Source organism: Nonomuraea sp. CA-143628 (assembly GCF_050942315.1).
Taxonomy (GTDB): domain Bacteria; phylum Actinomycetota; class Actinomycetes; order Streptosporangiales; family Streptosporangiaceae; genus Nonomuraea.
Map to the genome: position 1 here is coordinate 3,864,380 of NZ_CP192072.1, position 15,882 is coordinate 3,880,261.

Consider the following 15,882-nt stretch of genomic DNA (forward strand, 5'->3'; position numbering starts at 1 on the left):
GCCTACCCCAGCACCGTCTCCAGGTAGGCGTTGCCGAACAGCCGTCCCGGATCCAGCCGATCCCGTAGCGCCACGAAGTCCGCGAACCGCGGGTAGACCGTCGCCAGATAAGCCGCGTCCCGGGTGTGCAGCTTGCCCCAGTGCGGCCGCCCGTCCAGCCGCGTCATGATCTCCTCCACCCCGGCGAAGTACGCGGGGTTGGGCGTGGGCCGATAGATGTGGCAGGCGATGTACGCCGACTGACGGCCGTACGCCGTGGACAGCCACGCCGTGCTCGCCGGTGTCACCCGCACCTCCACCGGGAACGTGATCCGCCACCCCATCCGCTCCACCAGCGCCCGCGTCTTCCGCAGCGCCTGGCCGAGGTGCTCGCGCGGCACCGCGTACTCCATCTCCAGGAAGCGCACGTCCCGCCGCGAGGTGAAGATCTTGTACGACGCGTCCACGGCCTCGGAGTCGCCGAGCGCGGCGGCGCTGACAGCGTTGATCCGCGGGATCAGCCCGGGGAATCGGGCCCCCAGGGCGCAGGCGGCGCCGAACAGGGTGTTCTCCAGGAAGACGTTGTCCAGCCAGTACTTGACCGCGCCGGGCGGCCGGGCCGGGCCGGGGTCGCGGTTGTTGGTCTTGAACAGGCACGCGTCGGTGTGCGGCAGCCAGAAGAAGTCGAGATGCTCGTTGTCGGCGGTCAGGGAGTCGAGCGAGTCGAGGATGCCGCTGAGCGTCATCCGGCGCCGCCGGTTGCGCAGCAGGAAGGCGGGTTCCACCCGGAACGTCACCGAGGTCAGCACCCCGAGCGCGCCCAGCCCCACCCGCGCGGCGTCGAACAGGTCCTCACCGGGGGTGGCCGTCACCACCGAGCCGTCCGCCAGCACCAGCTCCAGCGCCTCGACCTGGTCGGCCAGGCCGCCGCTGTCGCGCCCGGTGCCGTGCGTACCGGTCTGGATGGCTCCCGCGACCGTCTGGTCGGTGATGTCGCCCATGTTGGCCAGCGCCAGCCCGCGCGCGGCGAGCAGGGAGTTCAGCTCCCGCACCGGCGTGCCGGCGCGCACGGTGACGCGGTCGTCGGCGACGGAGGTGAGGCCGGTCAGCGCGGTGGGGCGGAGCATGACGCCGTCGGTGAGGGCCACTCCGGTGAAGGAGTGGCCCGTACCGATCATGCGCAGACGGCGGCCGGCGGCGGCGGCGTCCTTGACGGCGCGTACGACGTCCTCGGTCGAGGCCGGGGTACGCACCTCGGCGGGCGCGGCCGTCTGGTTGCGGGCCCAGTTCGTGAAGACCATGGCCGCCCTTGCGCTAGAGCATTGTTCGGATTAAACGTGAACGATACTCAGTTCTCCCAGCCTTCGGGAAGCGGGAAGGCGTCGCCGGGCTGCAGGTTCTGCGACTTGATGATGTCGGAGACCTTCACCAGCGTGTAGCCCCGGCTCTGCAGCAGCTGCACGAGCGACGGCATCACGTCGACGGTCTGCTTCACCCAGTCGTGCATGAGGATGATGCCGTCGCGCTTGGCCACGGCCAGCGTCTGCTTCTTGATCTCCGCGGAGTTCTTGGTCGCCCAGTCGCGCGAACCGGCGGTCCACAGGATCATCGGCATGCCGAACCCGGCCGCGACCTCCGAGGTCTGGAGGTCCAGCATGCCGTACGGGGGCCGCAGCAGCTTGGGCTCGACGCCCGCGGCCTTCTTGACGGCGTCCTGCGTCTTCTGGATCTCGCTCTTGATGGCGCCCGGCTCGATGGTCGTGAAGTTCTTGTGCGTGTAGCTGTGGTTGCCGAGCTCGTGGCCCTCCTTGGCCATGCGCTTGACGAAGGCGGGGCGGCTCTTCACGTACTGACCTTCGAGGAAGAACGTCGCCTTGGCGTTGTACTTCTTCAGCGTGTCGAGGAGCGTTCCCGCGTACTTGCCCGGCCCGTCGTCGAAGGTCAGGGCGATGCACTTGACCTGCTCGTCAGCGCAGTCCACTGCCTTCGCCTTGGCCTGGGCGACGGTGGCCGACTTGGCCGGGGCGGCGGGCTGGCGGGGGGTGGCGGACGCGGTCGCCGGTGTCAGAGTGACAGCAACAGCCGCGATAGCCAGAAGTGAAGTGATTTGTCGGGACATGCGAAAGCTTTCGTTTGTGAAGGGTGTTGCGAGGGTTGTTCGACCGTAGCGGATCAGTTCCCGGCCGGTGAAGGTGCCTCGGGAAGTCTCAGCAAACCCGAACCTCCGATGCCCACGACAACAGCGACCGCCGCCGCGCCGAGCGTGAAGCCGTACGCGTTGGACGCCCCGAACGCCTCCGTCAGCCGTCCCCCGGCCCACGCCCCGATCGCCACCCCGAACCCGATCGACGTGGAGATCCACGCCAGCCCTTCAGTGAGCACCGAGGGCGGCACGAGCCGCTCGGTGAGGGAGAAGCCGGTGATGAGCGTCGGCGAGATCGCGAGCCCGGCCAGGAAGAGGCCGAAGGCCATGATCCGCGCGTCGCCGATGAACATGATCGGCAGCAGTCCCACCACGAGTACCCCGAGCGCCCGTACGAACCGGTGGCGCAGCGAGACCCGCCAGTGCCGCGACCCGAACCACAGCCCCGACACCATCGACCCGCCCGCGATGGCGGCCAGCAGGAACCCGGAGGCGCCCTTGACCCCGTGCTCCTCGGCGAAGGCCACCGTGATCAGGTCGATCGACCCGAACACCGCCCCCAGCGCCAGGTAGACGCAGGACAGCAGGGCGATCCCCGGAATCAGGATGGCCATCCCGCCGCCGGACTCGCCCGGCCGTACCGGCGGCTGGGTGCGTCGCTGCGCCGCGAGCGCGAGGGATCCGCCGAGCATGCAGACCAGCGCCACCAGCAGTCCCATGTACGGGTTGACCGCCGTGGCCAGCACCGTGACCAGCGCCGGTCCGGCGACGAAGATCATCTCGTCGGCGACGGACTCGAACGCGAAGGCCGTGTGCAGCTTGGCCGAGCCGCCGTGCAGGTGCGACCAGCGCGCGCGGACCATCCCGCCCAGGGACAGGGAGGTCGCGCCGACCGCCAGTCCGGCGGCGTACAACGTCCACTCGGGCAGCCCGTATCCCGCCGACAGCATGAGCGTGGCCAGCGAGAGCGCGTTCACGATCGAGAAGGGCACGATCACCCGCGCCTGCCCGAACCTGTCGACCAGCCGCGCGGTCAAAGGGGCGGCCACCGCGAAGGAGACATTGGTGGTGGCGGCGACGGCGCCGGCGGTCGCGTACGACTCGGTGAGGCCGGAGATCAGCAGCACGATGCCGATGCCGAGCATGGACATCGGCATCCGGCCGACGAAGCCGGCCAGCACGAATCCCTTGATGCCGGGCCCGCTGAACAATCCCCGATAAGGCCCGACCACGTCCGTTCCTCTCCCTTGATGCGCCCCAACATTTACGCGCGCGCTGACCGGACAGCAAGTGATTTTTCCGGCAACTCGGCTAACGTGTGCCGGGTGTCCGGTCTTCCCTCGTTCCGCGCCGTCCTGATCGTGATCGCCTCGGTCATCGCCGTCTCGGTCGTGGCCGTGGGAGTGGCGCTGTCCACGCGGGACGACCTGTTCGCGAGTACGGCCGACCAGCAGCCGGTACGGAGATCGCAGAAACCGGTCCAGAAGACGCAGCCCCAGACCGCCGGTCTCGACAAGATCGTGCCCACGACCGAGCCGGTGAAGGACTTCGGCAAGGGCGGCCCCAGCGTCACCCCGACCCCGCCCCGCGTACTCGCCATCGCCCGCGCCGAGGTGCCCAAGACCACCCGGTTCGAGCTGGCGAAGCTCAAGCACGTGCAGAAGGTCGCCATCGTCGACGCCGGCTCGGTACGGGTGTCGGGCACCGGGCTGAACCTGCTCGCCGTCGACCCGGCCGACTTCCGCTCCTGGACGCCCAAGGCCGTCGCCGACCAGCCGGCCGTGTGGAGCGCGCTGTCCAGGGGCGAACTGGTCGCCGAGACCTCGGCCGTACGCAGGCTCGGCATGATCCTGGGCGCCGAGTACCAGGTGGACGGCGGCCCCCGCCTGCGCGTCGCGGCCTCGGCCACCCTTGGCCTGTCGGGGATCGACGGCCTGGTGGGCGCCGACATGGGCAAGGCGCTCGGCCTGGCGCCGGGCGTCGCGGTCCTGCTGCACGGCAAACCCGGCATCAGCGAGCCGGGCGTACGCAAGCTGCTCGGCAAAGGCGCCCAGGTCGTGACGCTGGGCGCCCGCCCCAAGGCCCAGCCGACGCAACCGGCCCAGCAGACGGCCAAACCGCAGCAGCAGGTCAACGTCGGGCGGCCCAGCAGCTACCTCGACCTCTACAAAGCCTCGGCCACCCACTGCCCCGGCCTGTCATGGACCGTGCTGGCGGCGATCGGGCAGGTGGAGAGCGGGCACGGCCGCAACAACGGCCCGTCGAGCGCGGGCGCGCTCGGGCCGATGCAGTTCATGCCCGCCACCTGGAAGCACTACGGCGTGGACGGCGACGGCGACGGCAAGTCCGACATCTGGAGCCCGTACGACGCGGTGCCCGCGGCGGCCAAGTACCTCTGCGCGAACGGCGCCGGCCAGGGCGGCCAGAAGCTGCGCAAGTCGATCTGGTTCTACAACCACTCGTGGGACTACGTGAACAAGGTGATGGGCATCGCCGAGGCGTACGCCCGCGCCTACACCTGATACCCCCCGCAGACGCCCGCGCGTGCCTCTTACGCCTGACGGCGCCGGGGCGGTGGGCAGCAGGTGAGCCCGCAGGGCTGCGGCTCGGGCTCCTCCATCAGCTCGCGGATCATGCGGACGAAGGCCGGATGGGTGCCCGCCGTCGCCGCCCGCTCCATGGGCAGGCCCAGCTCGGTGGCCACCTGCCTGGCCTCGGTGTCGAGGTCGTAGACGACCTCCATGTGGTCGGAGACGAACCCGATCGGCACCAGCACGACCGACCGGGCGTCGGTCTTGCGCAGATGGTCGCAGACGTCGGGCTCCAGCCACGGCACCTCGGGCGGCCCGCTGCGCGACTGCCACACCAGGTCCCACGGCTCGGTGCGGCCCAGCGCCTCGTTGACCAGCTCCGCGCTCCTGCGCAGCTGCGCCTCGTAGAGGCCGCCGTAGGGCCCGGCGGTGCGCGCCATCGAGACCGGCACGCTGTGCGCGGTGAACACCAGCCGGGCGTCGTCGCGGCCGAGCCGGTCGAGCGCCTGCCCGACGTGGTCGGCCATGGCGGCGACGAACCCCGGATGGTCCCCGAAATGCCGCATCTTGACCAGCTCCGGACCGCCCTTGACGGAGATCCTGGCGATGTCCTCGTAGTACTGGCGGCAGCTGGAATAGCCGGCGAACGCCGAGGTGGCGAACACCGCCGCCTTACGGATCCCGTCGGCCTTCATTTGCTGGACGGTGTCCTCGCCGAACGGCTTCCAGTTGCGGTTGCCCCAGTAGACGGGCACATCGACCACCGGCCGCAGCGCCTCGATGAGCGCGCGGTTCTGGCCGTTGATCGGGCTGACCCCGCCGAAACCCTGGTAGTGCTCGGCCACCTCCAGCAGCCGCTCCTGCGGCACACCCCGGCCACGCACCACGTTCTCCAGAAACGGCAATACGTCCTCAGGCCCCTCGGGCCCACCGAACGACAGCACCAGCAGAGCGTCGTAAGTCCCCACGTACTCAACCCTATTCCCGCAAGGGAGCGCCTTCGCCGCGAGGGAGTGCCGTCGTCTGGAGCCGGCGAGGGAGCGCCGTCGCCTGGAGGAGGAGCGCCGGGAGCGTAGCGACCAGAGCGACGGGGGAAGGCGGCGGCATGAGGCGACCGAGCCCGCCGCACGGAGCGCGGCCCATAAACAGAGTAGGTTCGATGGAGTGAGCGCATTCGACGATATTCGTGATTACGTTGCCATCCCCCGGGTTCTCTCGCTGAAGCTCTCGCCCGACGGCTCCCGGCTGATCTCCGCGGTCCAGTCCCTCAACCCCGACGGCAAGTCGTACGGCACCGCGCTCTGGGCCATTCCGATCGACGGCGAGCCGTACCGGCTGACCCGCTCGGCCAAGGGTGAGAGCGCGGCGGAGTTCACCGAGGCGGGCGACGTGCTGTTCACCTCGGCCCGTCCCGACCCGACCGTCAAGGACGCCACCGACGAGGTGCCCTCGCTGTGGCTGCTGCCCCGCTCGGGCGGCGAGGCCCGGCAGGTGGCCGCCCGTCCCGGCGGCGTCGGCGCCTTCCGTACGGCCGGTGACGTGGTGGTGTTCGCCGCCGACGTGCTCACCGGCGAGGAGGCGGCCGAGGAGGAGCGCCGCAAGACGCGCAAGGACGCCGGCATCAGCGCGATCCTGCACGAGAGCTACCCGGTCCGCTACTGGGACCACGACCTCGGCCCCGGCCACACCCGGCTGTTCGCCGCGAGGCTCGGCGCGGACCGGCTGGAGGACGTACGCGACCTGACGCCCGACCCGGGCGAGGGGCTGCGCGACGTCACCTTCGCGCTCACGCCCGACGGCGCCACCGTGATCTCGACCTGGCGTACCCTCCTGCCGGACGCCGAGCAGCGGGTGGACCTGGTCGCCATCGACGTGGCCACCGGTGAGCGGCGCACGCTGTTCACCCAGGAGGGCCACGACTTCTACGGCCCGATCGCGGTCTCGCCCGACGGCACCCGCGTCGCCTGCGCGCGCGAGCGCCTGGCCGAGCTCGACGTCTCCGTCCGCATCGACCTGTGGATCGGCGACCTGGCCACCGGCGCGGGCCGCACCTATGCGCCCGACCTGTTCCCGGCTGACGTCGAGTGGGCGCCCGACTCGTCGGCCGTCTACCTCGCGGCCGACCAGCGGGGCCGCCGCCCGATCTTCCGCGTGCCGCTGGACGGGGAGGTCACCCGGCTGACCCAGGACGACGCCGCCTACCTCGGGCTCAACGCCTCGGCCGACGGCCGGTTCGTCTACGCGCTGCACAGCGGCGTCGACCGCACCCACGGCCCGGCCAGGATCGACACCGCCACCGGTGAGATCACCGACCTGCCCTCGCCCGCCCCACGCCCCGAGCTGCCCGGCACGCTCACCGAGGTCTCCGCGACGACCGACGACGGCACCACGATCCGCGGCTGGCTCACGCTGCCCAAGGGGGCCTCGGCCGACGACCCGGCGCCGATCCTGCTCTGGATCCACGGCGGTCCCGTCGCGTCGTGGAACGACTGGCAGTGGCGCTGGAACCCCTGGATCATGGTCCAGCACGGCTACGCCGTCCTGCTGCCGGACCCATGCCTGTCCACCGGCTACGGTCAGGAGATGATCGATCGCGGGTGGGGCAACTGGGGTCCGCGTACGCTCGCCGATCTCGACGCGATCGTGGACGTGGTCGTGGCCAGGGACGACATCGACGGCGAGCGGATCGGCGCGATGGGCGGCTCCTACGGCGGCTACATGGCCAACTGGATCGCCGGCCACAGCGACCGCTATAAGGCCATCGTCACCCACGCCGCCCTGTGGAACCTCGACCAGTTCGCCGGCACCACCGACGCGGCCCAGTACTGGCAGCGCGAGATGGGCGAGCCCGGCTCCGAGCGCTACGCCAAGCTCTCCCCGCACCACGGGCTCGACAGCATCACCACCCCGATGCTCGTCATCCACGGCGACAAGGACTACCGGGTGCCGATCGGCGAGGCGCTGCGCCTGTGGTGGGACCTGCAGCGCCGCAACGTCGAGTCGAAGTTCCTGTACTTCCCCGACGAGAACCACTGGATACTCAAGCCCGGCAACGCCGTCGCCTGGTACGAGACCGTTCTGGCCTTCCTCGGCCAGCACGTCCTTGGCCAGGAGTGGAAGCGCCCGGACTCGGTGGCGTGATGACCGATCCGCAGACCCTGCTCGAACTGGCCGAGGAGATCGCGCGCGAGGCGGGCGACATGCTGCTCGCCAAGCGGCCCACGATGTCGGAGGTCGTCGAGACCAAGTCCAGTCCCACCGACGTCGTCACCGCCCTGGACACGGCGTCGGAGCGGCTGATCCGCGCCCGCGTCCTGGAGGCCAGGCCCGGCGACAGCGTCCTGGGGGAGGAGGGCGGCGAGGCCGCCGGCGACTCCGGCGTGCGCTGGATCGTCGACCCCATCGACGGCACGGTCAACTTCCTGTACGGACTGCCCGAGTGGGCGGTGTCGATCGCCGTCGAGGTGGGCGGCGAGATCGTCGCGGGCGTGGTGAACGTGGTGCCGCGCGGCGAGGTGTTCACCGCGGCGCGCGGCCGGGGCGCCTGGCTCGGCGGCGAGCGGCTGCGCTGCAACACCGGGGTGCCGCTGTCGCAGGCGCTGGTCGCGACCGGCTTCGGCTACCTGCGCGAGCGCCGGGCCGTGCAGGCTCAGGTGCTGGCGTCGGTGCTGCCGCGGGTACGCGACATCAGGCGTGGCGGCTCGTGCGCCGTCGACCTCTGCTCAGTGGCCTCGGGACGGGTGGACGCCTACTACGAGCGGGGCACCAACTACTGGGACTTCGCCGCGGCCGGGCTGGTCGCCACGGAGGCGGGGGCCAGGATCGGCGGGCTGAACGGCCGGCCGTACAGCAACGACTTCGTGCTCTGCGCGGCGCCGGGGCTGTTCGACGAGCTGCACGACCTGCTCGTACCGCTGGATCCCCAGCGCGACGCCTGACGGCGCGTGGATCCCCGACACGGCGATCCCGACACGGCGCGAAAACGGCCGGAGCCCTTGTCCAGGGCTCCGGCCGTTTCGTCACACCGGGGTGCCGATCAATGAGGCAACGGGACGCCGTTGTCATCCGCTATGCGGCGCAGGTCCTCGATCTCGGCGGTGAGGGTGTCGGCGAGGTAGTCGTCGCCGGTGCACCGGGCCTCCCGAAGGCCCTTGTAAGCCTGGTCGAGGCGGCTTTCGATCGTGGTCGTGAACTCGCCCATCTCACCTACTCTCTTCAGGGGTTGCGGAGCGAAGAGCGCCCACCGCGCGCGTGTGGAACCCAAATAAGACACACGGCGATGGGTGTCCAGCATCCATACCCCGGCCTACCGCATACCGAAACATCAACTACCGCCGGTTGAATCTGGTGGTTTGCTCTCACGGTCCCGTCTGGGTGAAGGGAGGCCGGTAGCGTGTGGCTAGTTGATAACAGCCCAGCCCGCGACGCCGCGTGCGGCGATGTTGCGGGCCGCGATGTGGTCGGCGTGCCCAGCGAGGCCACACCTTGTACAGACGAACCGGCCCCGCGCCGGCCGGTTCGCCCTGGACACACACCCGCACTCCGGACACGCCTGCGACGTATACGCAGGGTTGACCAGCAGGAAGGCGACCCCGGCTCGGGCGGCCTTGTAGCGGGTGAAGGTGATCTGCTGGGCGAAGGCCCAGTTGTGCAGGGTGCGCCGCTGGAACCGATGAGCCCTTACCCGGTCGCGGATGCCCTGAAGATCCTCCAGGGCGACACCACGGCCGGTGCGTTCGGCTTCACGCACCACATATTTGCTGATTTGGTGGTTTAGGTCGGTCATCATCCGATGCTCACGACCGGACAGACGACGCAGCACACGCCGCGCCGCAGACGTGCCCTTCTTCTGCAGCCGACGGCGCTGGCGATGCCGCCGCTCCCGCAGAGTGCGGACATGGCCGTTACCATCGACTCGGCTGGGCAGAGCTGGGCCGGGCAGCACCGCACCATCGGAGGTGACCGCCAGGTTCGCCACCCCTTGATCCACCCCCACAAAACCGCCGACCGGCTCACGCACCACCGGCTTCGGCAGGGTGAGGGCGACCTGCAACAGCCACACCCCGCGCCGGCAGACCAGGTCGGCCTCGCCCACCGGCAACGTGTCCACGGCTTTGAGGTCTTTTGGCCGACCGGTGTAGGGGACGGCGACGCGGCCGGTGGGGGTCCACAGCGACACGGTCCGGGCGTCACGATTGAAGCTCATCAGCCGGGCGTCGTACGGGATGGCGCCGTGCGGGCGGAAGATGTGGGCGCGTTTCTTGCTGGCGCGCCGGTTGGCGTAGGCGTCGGCGACCCGGGCGATCGCCCGCACGGCCGCTTGCGCACCCAGCCCGGTCACCTGCCCGCGCACCTCGTAGTAGGCCAGCCGGTGCAACTCCACCACGGCGAAGGTGCGGTGCTGCCAGGCCAGCCGGGAGACGACGGTGGCCGCCTGATTACACAACAGCACCGCCGCCGCCAACGCGTCGGCCTGGGCCGGGGTGGGCGTGAGTCGCAATTGCACGATCGTGGGCAGGCCGTGGCGTTTGGTGGCGGAGCGGCGGACCGCCATCGCGCACCTCCTGTCACAGGAACCTCACCCACCGCACATATTACCGAACGTTACCGAGTCTTTCCACACTGTTTTCGAAAGGAGGGGTGGCGCTGCTCCCGGCCTCGAAGGACCGGGTCTCCGTGCCACCATTCAGATGAATGGCTGTGCCTTGCGGCACACATGCTCTGACATGCCTTACCGTGCGCTTATCGCAGGTGTGGGCAGAATGAAGCAGCGGATCCGGAGAGAGGTGCCAGTCGTGCGAGTGCTGGTTGTAGAGGACGAGCGGGTGCTCGCCGATGCGATCGCGACCGGTCTGCGGCGCGAGGCCATGGCGGTGGACGTGGCCTATGACGGGGGCGGCGCCCTGGAGCGCACCTCCTACATCGACTACGACGTGATCGTCCTGGACCGCGACCTGCCGGTCGTGCACGGGGACGAGGTCTGCCGCCGCCTGGTGGAGCAGCGTACGTCCTCGCGCATCCTGATGCTGACCGCGTCCGGCGACGTCGACGACAAGGTGGAGGGGCTCGGCCTGGGGGCCGACGACTACCTGGCCAAGCCGTTCGTCTTCGTCGAGCTGGTCGCCCGGGTGCGCGCGCTCGGCCGCCGGTCGGCGCCGGCCCTGCCGCCCGTCCTGGAGCGGGGCGGGATCCGGCTGGACCCGGGCAAGCGGCTGGTCGAGCGTGAGGGCAAGGAGGTCATCCTCACCAAGAAGGAGTTCGCGGTCCTGGAAGAGCTGATGCGGGCGGAGGGCGCCGTCGTCAGCCAGGAGGACCTGCTGGACAAGGCGTGGGACGAGAACATCGACCCGTTCACCAACGTGGTGCGGGTGACGATGATGACCCTGCGCAAGAAGCTGGGGGATCCGCAGGTGATCGAGACGGTGCCCGGAGTGGGATACAAGTTGTGACTCAACGGCCGGAGCGCGAGGCGATGCCGACGCATCCGATGATCAGCCCGCACTCGGAGCGGGCCGTGGCGCGGGCGGAGCAGGCGCCGCCGCCGAGCGGCCCGCCCGTCTGGGACGGCCCGCCGCCGCCGTCCTACGCCCGGCCGCAGCGGACCACGATAGACGTGGTCAAGGCGCTGCCGGGCAAGCTGAGCATCCGATGGAGGCTCACCATCGCTTACGGCTCGCTGTTCTTCGTGGCCGCGGCGGTGCTCCTCATCTCCATGTACATCATCGTCGGTACAGCGATCAACTACGTGTGGCCGGAGCTCAACACCGACAACATCGACGCCATCGACGCCGCCATCGTCCACGCGCAGTGGTATTCCGCGAAGGACGCGACCGTCGCCAGCGCCCGCGACGCGCTGCTGCGGAGCTCCTTCATGGCGCTGGCGGGCGTCGGCATCCTCGCGGTGATCCTCGGCTACTTCGTCGCCGACCGGGCGATGCGGCCCGTGAGCCAGATGACCACCACGGCCAAGAAGCTCTCCGAGAGCACCCTGGCCCATCAGCGCATCGACCTGGAGGGCCCGGACGACGAGCTGAAGGAGCTGGCCGACACCTTCGACGCCATGCTCACCCGGCTCAACATCGCCTTCGACACCCAGCGAAGGTTCGTCGCCAACGCCTCCCACGAGTTGCGGACTCCGCTCACGATCAACCGGACGGTCCTGGAGATCGCACTGTCCGATCCCGAGGCGTCACAGGACCTCAAGGCGCTCGGCCGTACCCTGCTCGAGGTCAACGCGCGCAACGAGAAGCTCATCGAGGGGCTGCTGCTGCTCGCCAGGAGCGAACGCGAGCTGGCGGTACGCAAGCCGCTGGACGTCAAGGACGTGGCGCAGACGGCCGTCGAGCAGGTGACCCCATTCGCCGAAGATAACGGCGTGACCATCACCACCGAACTGGTCAGCGCGCCTACCATAGGCGATCCGGTGCTCTTGGAGCGGTCCGTCAGCAACCTGCTCGAGAACGCCGTCAAGTACAACATTCCGGAAAACGGAAAAGTATGGATCCGAACGGGAATGGTAGACGGTGCACTGGTTGTTCAGGTGGCCAACACAGGGCAGCATGTCCCTGCGTACGAGGTGAACAGCCTGTTCGAGCCCTTCCGGAGGCTCCACGCGGATCGTGTGGATTCGGCGAAGGGATCTGGTCTTGGGCTGTCCATCGTTCGTGCTGTTGTGCAGGCGCACGGCGGAAATGTGACCGCCGTGCCGCGGGAGGGCGGAGGACTTGTGGTGACCATTCGGCTGCCGAGCCGCTGATCCGGCGTGTTGCACCACGGCGGGCGTCTCGTTCTCGCCGCACATGTGGTTGGATGTGCCGTCGAACACGGTGGGGCATGCCGCCAAGGCTGTGGGTTTCGCCATATTTGGCTAACCATTGCCGACGGCAGCGAGCCCTGACGTGTTGGGAGGTTCATGGTTCCTTCCTGCCGGGTACCGATGCAAAAATTCCCCCGGCAGAACGGGCACAAGATGAGGCTCCTGGACGTTAGAAGACGCGCGATGAGCGCGAAGACGTATAGATGAGGGGGATGGAGCAAGCACGATGGCTACCGATTACGACAGCCCGCGCAAGACGGACGACGACCTGGGGGAAGACAGCCTCCAGGAGCTCCAGGCGCGGCGCACCGACAAGTCGTCGGGCAGTATCGACATCGATGAGACCGATCTGGCCGAGTCGCTCGAACTACCCGGTGCCGACCTGTCGAACGAAGAGCTCAGCCTGCGCGTGATTCCGCGCCAGGCGGACGAGTTCACCTGCTCGCGTTGCTTCCTCGTGCACCACCGCAGCCAGCTGGCCTCCGAGAAGAACGGCCAGCAGGTGTGCCGGGAGTGCGCCGCCTGACGAAGGAGGAGGCTCCGCGTGGCCGCACCTGAGAAGGACAGGCAACCAGGCGACGAGATCGCCGACCCCGATAAAGAGGTCGGCGAGCTCGTAGGTCAGCTCGCCGACTCCGGTGAGCTGGAGCCGGCCGAGCGGCGACGGCTGCTCGGCCGCCTAGCCCGAGCTCTGTCCTCCGGCGCGCGCAAGACGCGTGAGACCGGAGTCGGGCGTGGTCGCTGGTTGGCGGATGTGTTCATGAACATCGCGCCCCGCATCCCCATCAGAGACCTGCACACGCTCTCCGAGCACCACCATGGCCTGACCGGCGAACAGCTCGCCGACGACTTGGTGCGCACCGCCCAGAAGGCGACCATGACGGTCGGCGCCATCGGCGGAGCGCTCGCCGCGGCCGAGTTCGCGGCCCCACCCCTCCTCCTCTCCGCTCCGGCCCAGCTCGTCGCCGAGACCATCGTGGTGGCCGCCATCGAGGTCAAGCTGCTGGCCGAGCTCCACGAGGTCTATGGCGTACGCGTCTCGGGCACCGGCACGCAGCGCGCGGCCGTCTTCGCCGCGGCCTGGGCCAAGCAGCGCGGCGTCGACCCCCTCGCGCCCGCCTCCGTCACCCTCGCGCTCGGCGCGGCCACGAAGACCGCCCTGCGCAACCGCCTCATGCGTACCCTCGGGCGCCACCTGACCACGCTGGGTCCGTTCCTGACCGGCGCGGTCGCCGGCGGCACGCTCAACCGGATGGCGACCAAGAAGCTGGGCGAGGCCATCCGCGACGACCTGCGCGGCAAGCTGCCGCCCGGCAGCCGCTCGCCGGAGATCCGGCCTTAGGACGCCCGCTTTGGGATGTGCGCTTCGGGACACCCGCTTTGGGACGCGCTTTGAGACACCCGCTTCGGGACGACCTCCGCCGGGCTATTGATCCCGATTGTCGATGACTCGCCGGAGTTTGCCCACTGAGCGCTCCAGCGTCTCCGGGTCCACCACCTCGACCTCGACGTGCACGCCGATCGTGTCCTTGACGACCCTGCGCAGCGTCTGCCCTGCCTCTGTGCGGGCCTCTGTGCCGTCCTCCAGGCCCGGTCGCGCCTCGACCCTGACCGTCATCACATCGAGCCGCTCCGGCCGGGTGAGCCGTACCTGGAAGTGCGGCGACAGCCCCGGTACGCGCAGCACGATCTCCTCGATCTGGGTGGGGAAGACGTTCACCCCGCGCAGGATGATCATGTCGTCGGTACGGCCCGTCACCTTCTCCATCCGCCGGAACGCCGGCCGCGCGGTGCCGGGCAGCAGCCTGGTCAGGTCACGGGTCCGGTAGCGGATGATCGGCAGCGCCTCCTTGGTGAGGCTGGTGAAGACCAGCTCGCCCGACTCGGCGGGGGCCCCGGTGAACGGGTCGACGGTCTCGGGGTAGAAGTGGTCCTCCCAGACGTGCAGGCCGTCCTTCGACTCCACGCACTCGTTGGCCACGCCCGGCCCCATCACCTCGGACAGGCCGTAGATGTCGACGGCGTCCAGGTCGAAGCGGTCCTCGATCTCCGCGCGCATCTCCTCGGTCCACGGCTCGGCGCCGAAGACGCCGATGCGCAGCGAGCACGCGCGGGCGTCCAGGCCCTGCCGGTCGAACTCGTCGAGCAGCGCCAGCATGTACGAGGGCGTGACCATGATGACGTCCGGCCGGAAGTCGGTGATCAGCTGTACCTGGCGGGGCGTCATGCCACCGGAGACCGGTATCACCGTGCAGCCCAGCCGCTCGGCGCCGTAGTGGGCGCCCAGGCCGCCGGTGAACAGGCCGTAGCCGTACGAGATGTGCACGATGTCGCCCGGCCGCCCGCCCGAGGCGCGGATCGAGCGGGCCATGACCTCGGCCCAGACGTCGAGGTCGTTCTTGGTGTAGCCGACCACCGTCGGCTGCCCGGTGGTGCCGCTGGAGGCGTGCACCCGCGCCACCCGCTCCCGTGGCACGGCGAACATGCCGAAGGGGTAACAGTCGCGCAGGTCCTGCTTCGTGGTGAAGGGGAACTTCACCAGGTCACCCAGCTCCTTGCAGTCGGTTGGGTGCACGCCATGCTCATCAAACTTTTGCCGATATTTCGGGACATTTTGGTATGCGTGGTGGAGTGTCCGTTGGAGGCGCTCCAGCTGGAGCGCCATGAGCTCGTCGCGCGAAGCCCGCTCGATCGGGTCGAGGTCGCCGGGCTGAGGTGCGGCGCCGAGTCTCATCTCATCTCCTTGCTGCGGCCGCGGAACTCCGCGACCACCTCACCGTCGGCCTTCTTCACCGTGATGTCGTAGATGCCACTGCGGCCGTAGCGGGTACGTTCGGCGGCCTCGGCCGTCAGCACGTCGCCCATCCGGGCCGGGGCGACGAAAGTGATCTCCGCCCCCGCCGCGACCGTCACGGGGCCGTGGCTGTTGCACGCGCAGGCGAAGGCGGTGTCGGCCAGCAGGAAGACGTAGCCGCCGTGGCACAGCGCGTGCCCGTTGATCATCCGCTCGGTGACCTCCATGCGGCACACCGCCCGCCCTGACCCCAGCTCCGTCAGCTCGATCCCCAGGGCCGCGGAGGCGGTGTCGGCGTCCATCATGCGCCGTGCGCTCTCCAAGGCAGGTCTCCTCCGCTCAACTGACCGACTGTTCGGTAAATACTCCACCGCCCAGCCTGATCTCTGTCAAGAGACGCCCGAATCCCCACGGCCCACCGCCTCGGACCGTCCCTTCTCCCGCGCCGAAGGGGGTATCTCTCCAAAGGACCTCAGCCAACCACGGAGCGTCACATGGATGGAAACGGTCGTGTGACGAACCCGCTCAGTGACCGCCGCACTAGGTGATATGTGCGATTCGCGTTTGTTTGTGCAGGTCCTGGGCAAGGTCACTACGGCGCCGCTCGCCGTGCGTGAGT

The 15,882-nt window shown here is 69.4% G+C and carries 15 protein-coding genes; 7 read left to right on the top strand and 8 right to left on the bottom strand.

All coding sequences use genetic code 11. From position 1 onward, the window contains the following. Positions 1 to 2 precede the first annotated feature (2 nt). Genes ACQP2T_RS17945 through ACQP2T_RS17955 form a run of 3 tightly spaced genes read right to left on the bottom strand, consistent with a single transcriptional unit; the run spans position 3 to position 3,354 of the window. Entirely contained in the window at positions 3 to 1,280 is a 1,278-nt protein-coding gene (locus ACQP2T_RS17945) for a D-arabinono-1,4-lactone oxidase (RefSeq protein ID WP_433517266.1), read from the bottom strand. Positions 1,281 to 1,327: 47 nt separating this feature from the next. Beyond that, complete coding sequence (locus ACQP2T_RS17950) at positions 1,328 to 2,098, bottom strand: polysaccharide deacetylase family protein (protein WP_433517267.1); 771 nt, start codon at positions 2,096 to 2,098, stop codon at positions 1,328 to 1,330. Positions 2,099 to 2,151: 53 nt separating this feature from the next. Further along, positions 2,152 to 3,354: an MFS transporter gene (locus tag ACQP2T_RS17955; protein WP_433517268.1), complete on the bottom strand. Its 1,203-nt coding sequence runs from the start codon at positions 3,352 to 3,354 to the stop codon at positions 2,152 to 2,154. A 93-nt stretch (positions 3,355 to 3,447) separates the two neighbouring features. On the opposite strand from ACQP2T_RS17955, the gene ACQP2T_RS17960 reads away from it, so the two are divergent. Next, positions 3,448 to 4,644 carry a lytic transglycosylase domain-containing protein gene (locus ACQP2T_RS17960; RefSeq protein ID WP_363993220.1) on the top strand — a complete coding sequence of 399 codons (1,197 nt, stop codon included), beginning with the start codon at positions 3,448 to 3,450 and terminating at the stop codon, positions 4,642 to 4,644. 29 nt (positions 4,645 to 4,673) lie between these two features. Here ACQP2T_RS17960 and ACQP2T_RS17965 read toward each other — a convergent pair whose 3' ends face one another. Next, positions 4,674 to 5,621 (bottom strand): ferrochelatase, encoded by a 948-nt coding sequence (locus tag ACQP2T_RS17965; RefSeq protein WP_433517269.1) that lies wholly within the window; start codon positions 5,619 to 5,621, stop codon positions 4,674 to 4,676. Positions 5,622 to 5,817: 196 nt separating this feature from the next. On the opposite strand from ACQP2T_RS17965, the gene ACQP2T_RS17970 reads away from it, so the two are divergent. Further along, positions 5,818 to 7,794 (top strand): prolyl oligopeptidase family serine peptidase, encoded by a 1,977-nt coding sequence (locus ACQP2T_RS17970; protein ID WP_433517270.1) that lies wholly within the window; start codon positions 5,818 to 5,820, stop codon positions 7,792 to 7,794. Further along, entirely contained in the window at positions 7,794 to 8,591 is a 798-nt protein-coding gene (locus ACQP2T_RS17975) for an inositol monophosphatase family protein (protein ID WP_433517271.1), read from the top strand. The genes ACQP2T_RS17970 and ACQP2T_RS17975 overlap by 1 nt, the downstream gene beginning before the upstream one ends. A 98-nt stretch (positions 8,592 to 8,689) precedes the next feature. On the opposite strand, the gene ACQP2T_RS17980 is transcribed toward ACQP2T_RS17975, so the two are convergent. Both ACQP2T_RS17980 and ACQP2T_RS17985 read right to left on the bottom strand, forming a co-directional pair. Next, positions 8,690 to 8,854 (bottom strand): hypothetical protein, encoded by a 165-nt coding sequence (locus ACQP2T_RS17980; RefSeq protein WP_358549256.1) that lies wholly within the window; start codon positions 8,852 to 8,854, stop codon positions 8,690 to 8,692. 198 nt (positions 8,855 to 9,052) lie between these two features. After that, complete coding sequence (locus tag ACQP2T_RS17985; protein WP_433517272.1) at positions 9,053 to 10,207, bottom strand: RNA-guided endonuclease InsQ/TnpB family protein; 1,155 nt, start codon at positions 10,205 to 10,207, stop codon at positions 9,053 to 9,055. Positions 10,208 to 10,448: 241 nt separating this feature from the next. On the opposite strand from ACQP2T_RS17985, the gene ACQP2T_RS17990 reads away from it, so the two are divergent. From ACQP2T_RS17990 to ACQP2T_RS18005, 4 genes are all read left to right on the top strand, one after another. Beyond that, on the top strand, positions 10,449 to 11,102 hold the full coding sequence (locus ACQP2T_RS17990; protein ID WP_225289202.1) for a response regulator transcription factor: 654 nt from the start codon (positions 10,449 to 10,451) through the stop codon (positions 11,100 to 11,102). Between the two features lie 38 nt (positions 11,103 to 11,140). After that, on the top strand, positions 11,141 to 12,409 hold the full coding sequence (locus tag ACQP2T_RS17995; RefSeq protein WP_433519788.1) for a sensor histidine kinase: 1,269 nt from the start codon (positions 11,141 to 11,143) through the stop codon (positions 12,407 to 12,409). Between the two features lie 286 nt (positions 12,410 to 12,695). After that, the gene (locus ACQP2T_RS18000; protein WP_020542847.1) at positions 12,696 to 12,995 is read left to right on the top strand and encodes a DUF4193 domain-containing protein; all 300 of its coding nucleotides are present in this window, start codon (positions 12,696 to 12,698) and stop codon (positions 12,993 to 12,995) included. Between the two features lie 18 nt (positions 12,996 to 13,013). Next, on the top strand, positions 13,014 to 13,811 hold the full coding sequence (locus tag ACQP2T_RS18005) for a hypothetical protein (protein WP_433517273.1): 798 nt from the start codon (positions 13,014 to 13,016) through the stop codon (positions 13,809 to 13,811). A gap of 84 nt (positions 13,812 to 13,895) precedes the next feature. Here the strand turns inward: ACQP2T_RS18005 and paaK are convergent, their stop codons facing one another. Beyond that, positions 13,896 to 15,203 carry a phenylacetate--CoA ligase PaaK gene (paaK, locus tag ACQP2T_RS18010; RefSeq protein WP_433517274.1) on the bottom strand — a complete coding sequence of 436 codons (1,308 nt, stop codon included), beginning with the start codon at positions 15,201 to 15,203 and terminating at the stop codon, positions 13,896 to 13,898. Beyond that, positions 15,200 to 15,568: a hydroxyphenylacetyl-CoA thioesterase PaaI gene (gene paaI, locus ACQP2T_RS18015; protein WP_433519789.1), complete on the bottom strand. Its 369-nt coding sequence runs from the start codon at positions 15,566 to 15,568 to the stop codon at positions 15,200 to 15,202. Before paaI ends, paaK begins: the two co-directional genes overlap by 4 nt. Between the last annotated feature and the right edge of the window lie 314 nt (positions 15,569 to 15,882).

Coding starts and splice junctions, on each gene's coding strand:
- paaK (WP_433517274.1), bottom strand. CDS start 15,203: ATGAGACTCGGCGCCGCACCTCAGCCCGGCGACCTCGACCCGATCGAG.
- ACQP2T_RS17995 (WP_433519788.1), top strand. CDS start 11,141: ATGATCAGCCCGCACTCGGAGCGGGCCGTGGCGCGGGCGGAGCAGGCG.
- ACQP2T_RS17950 (WP_433517267.1), bottom strand. CDS start 2,098: ATGTCCCGACAAATCACTTCACTTCTGGCTATCGCGGCTGTTGCTGTC.
- ACQP2T_RS17975 (WP_433517271.1), top strand. CDS start 7,794: ATGACCGATCCGCAGACCCTGCTCGAACTGGCCGAGGAGATCGCGCGC.
- ACQP2T_RS17985 (WP_433517272.1), bottom strand. CDS start 10,207: ATGGCGGTCCGCCGCTCCGCCACCAAACGCCACGGCCTGCCCACGATC.
- paaI (WP_433519789.1), bottom strand. CDS start 15,568: ATGATGGACGCCGACACCGCCTCCGCGGCCCTGGGGATCGAGCTGACG.
- ACQP2T_RS17980 (WP_358549256.1), bottom strand. CDS start 8,854: ATGGGCGAGTTCACGACCACGATCGAAAGCCGCCTCGACCAGGCTTAC.
- ACQP2T_RS17945 (WP_433517266.1), bottom strand. CDS start 1,280: ATGGTCTTCACGAACTGGGCCCGCAACCAGACGGCCGCGCCCGCCGAG.
- ACQP2T_RS18000 (WP_020542847.1), top strand. CDS start 12,696: ATGGCTACCGATTACGACAGCCCGCGCAAGACGGACGACGACCTGGGG.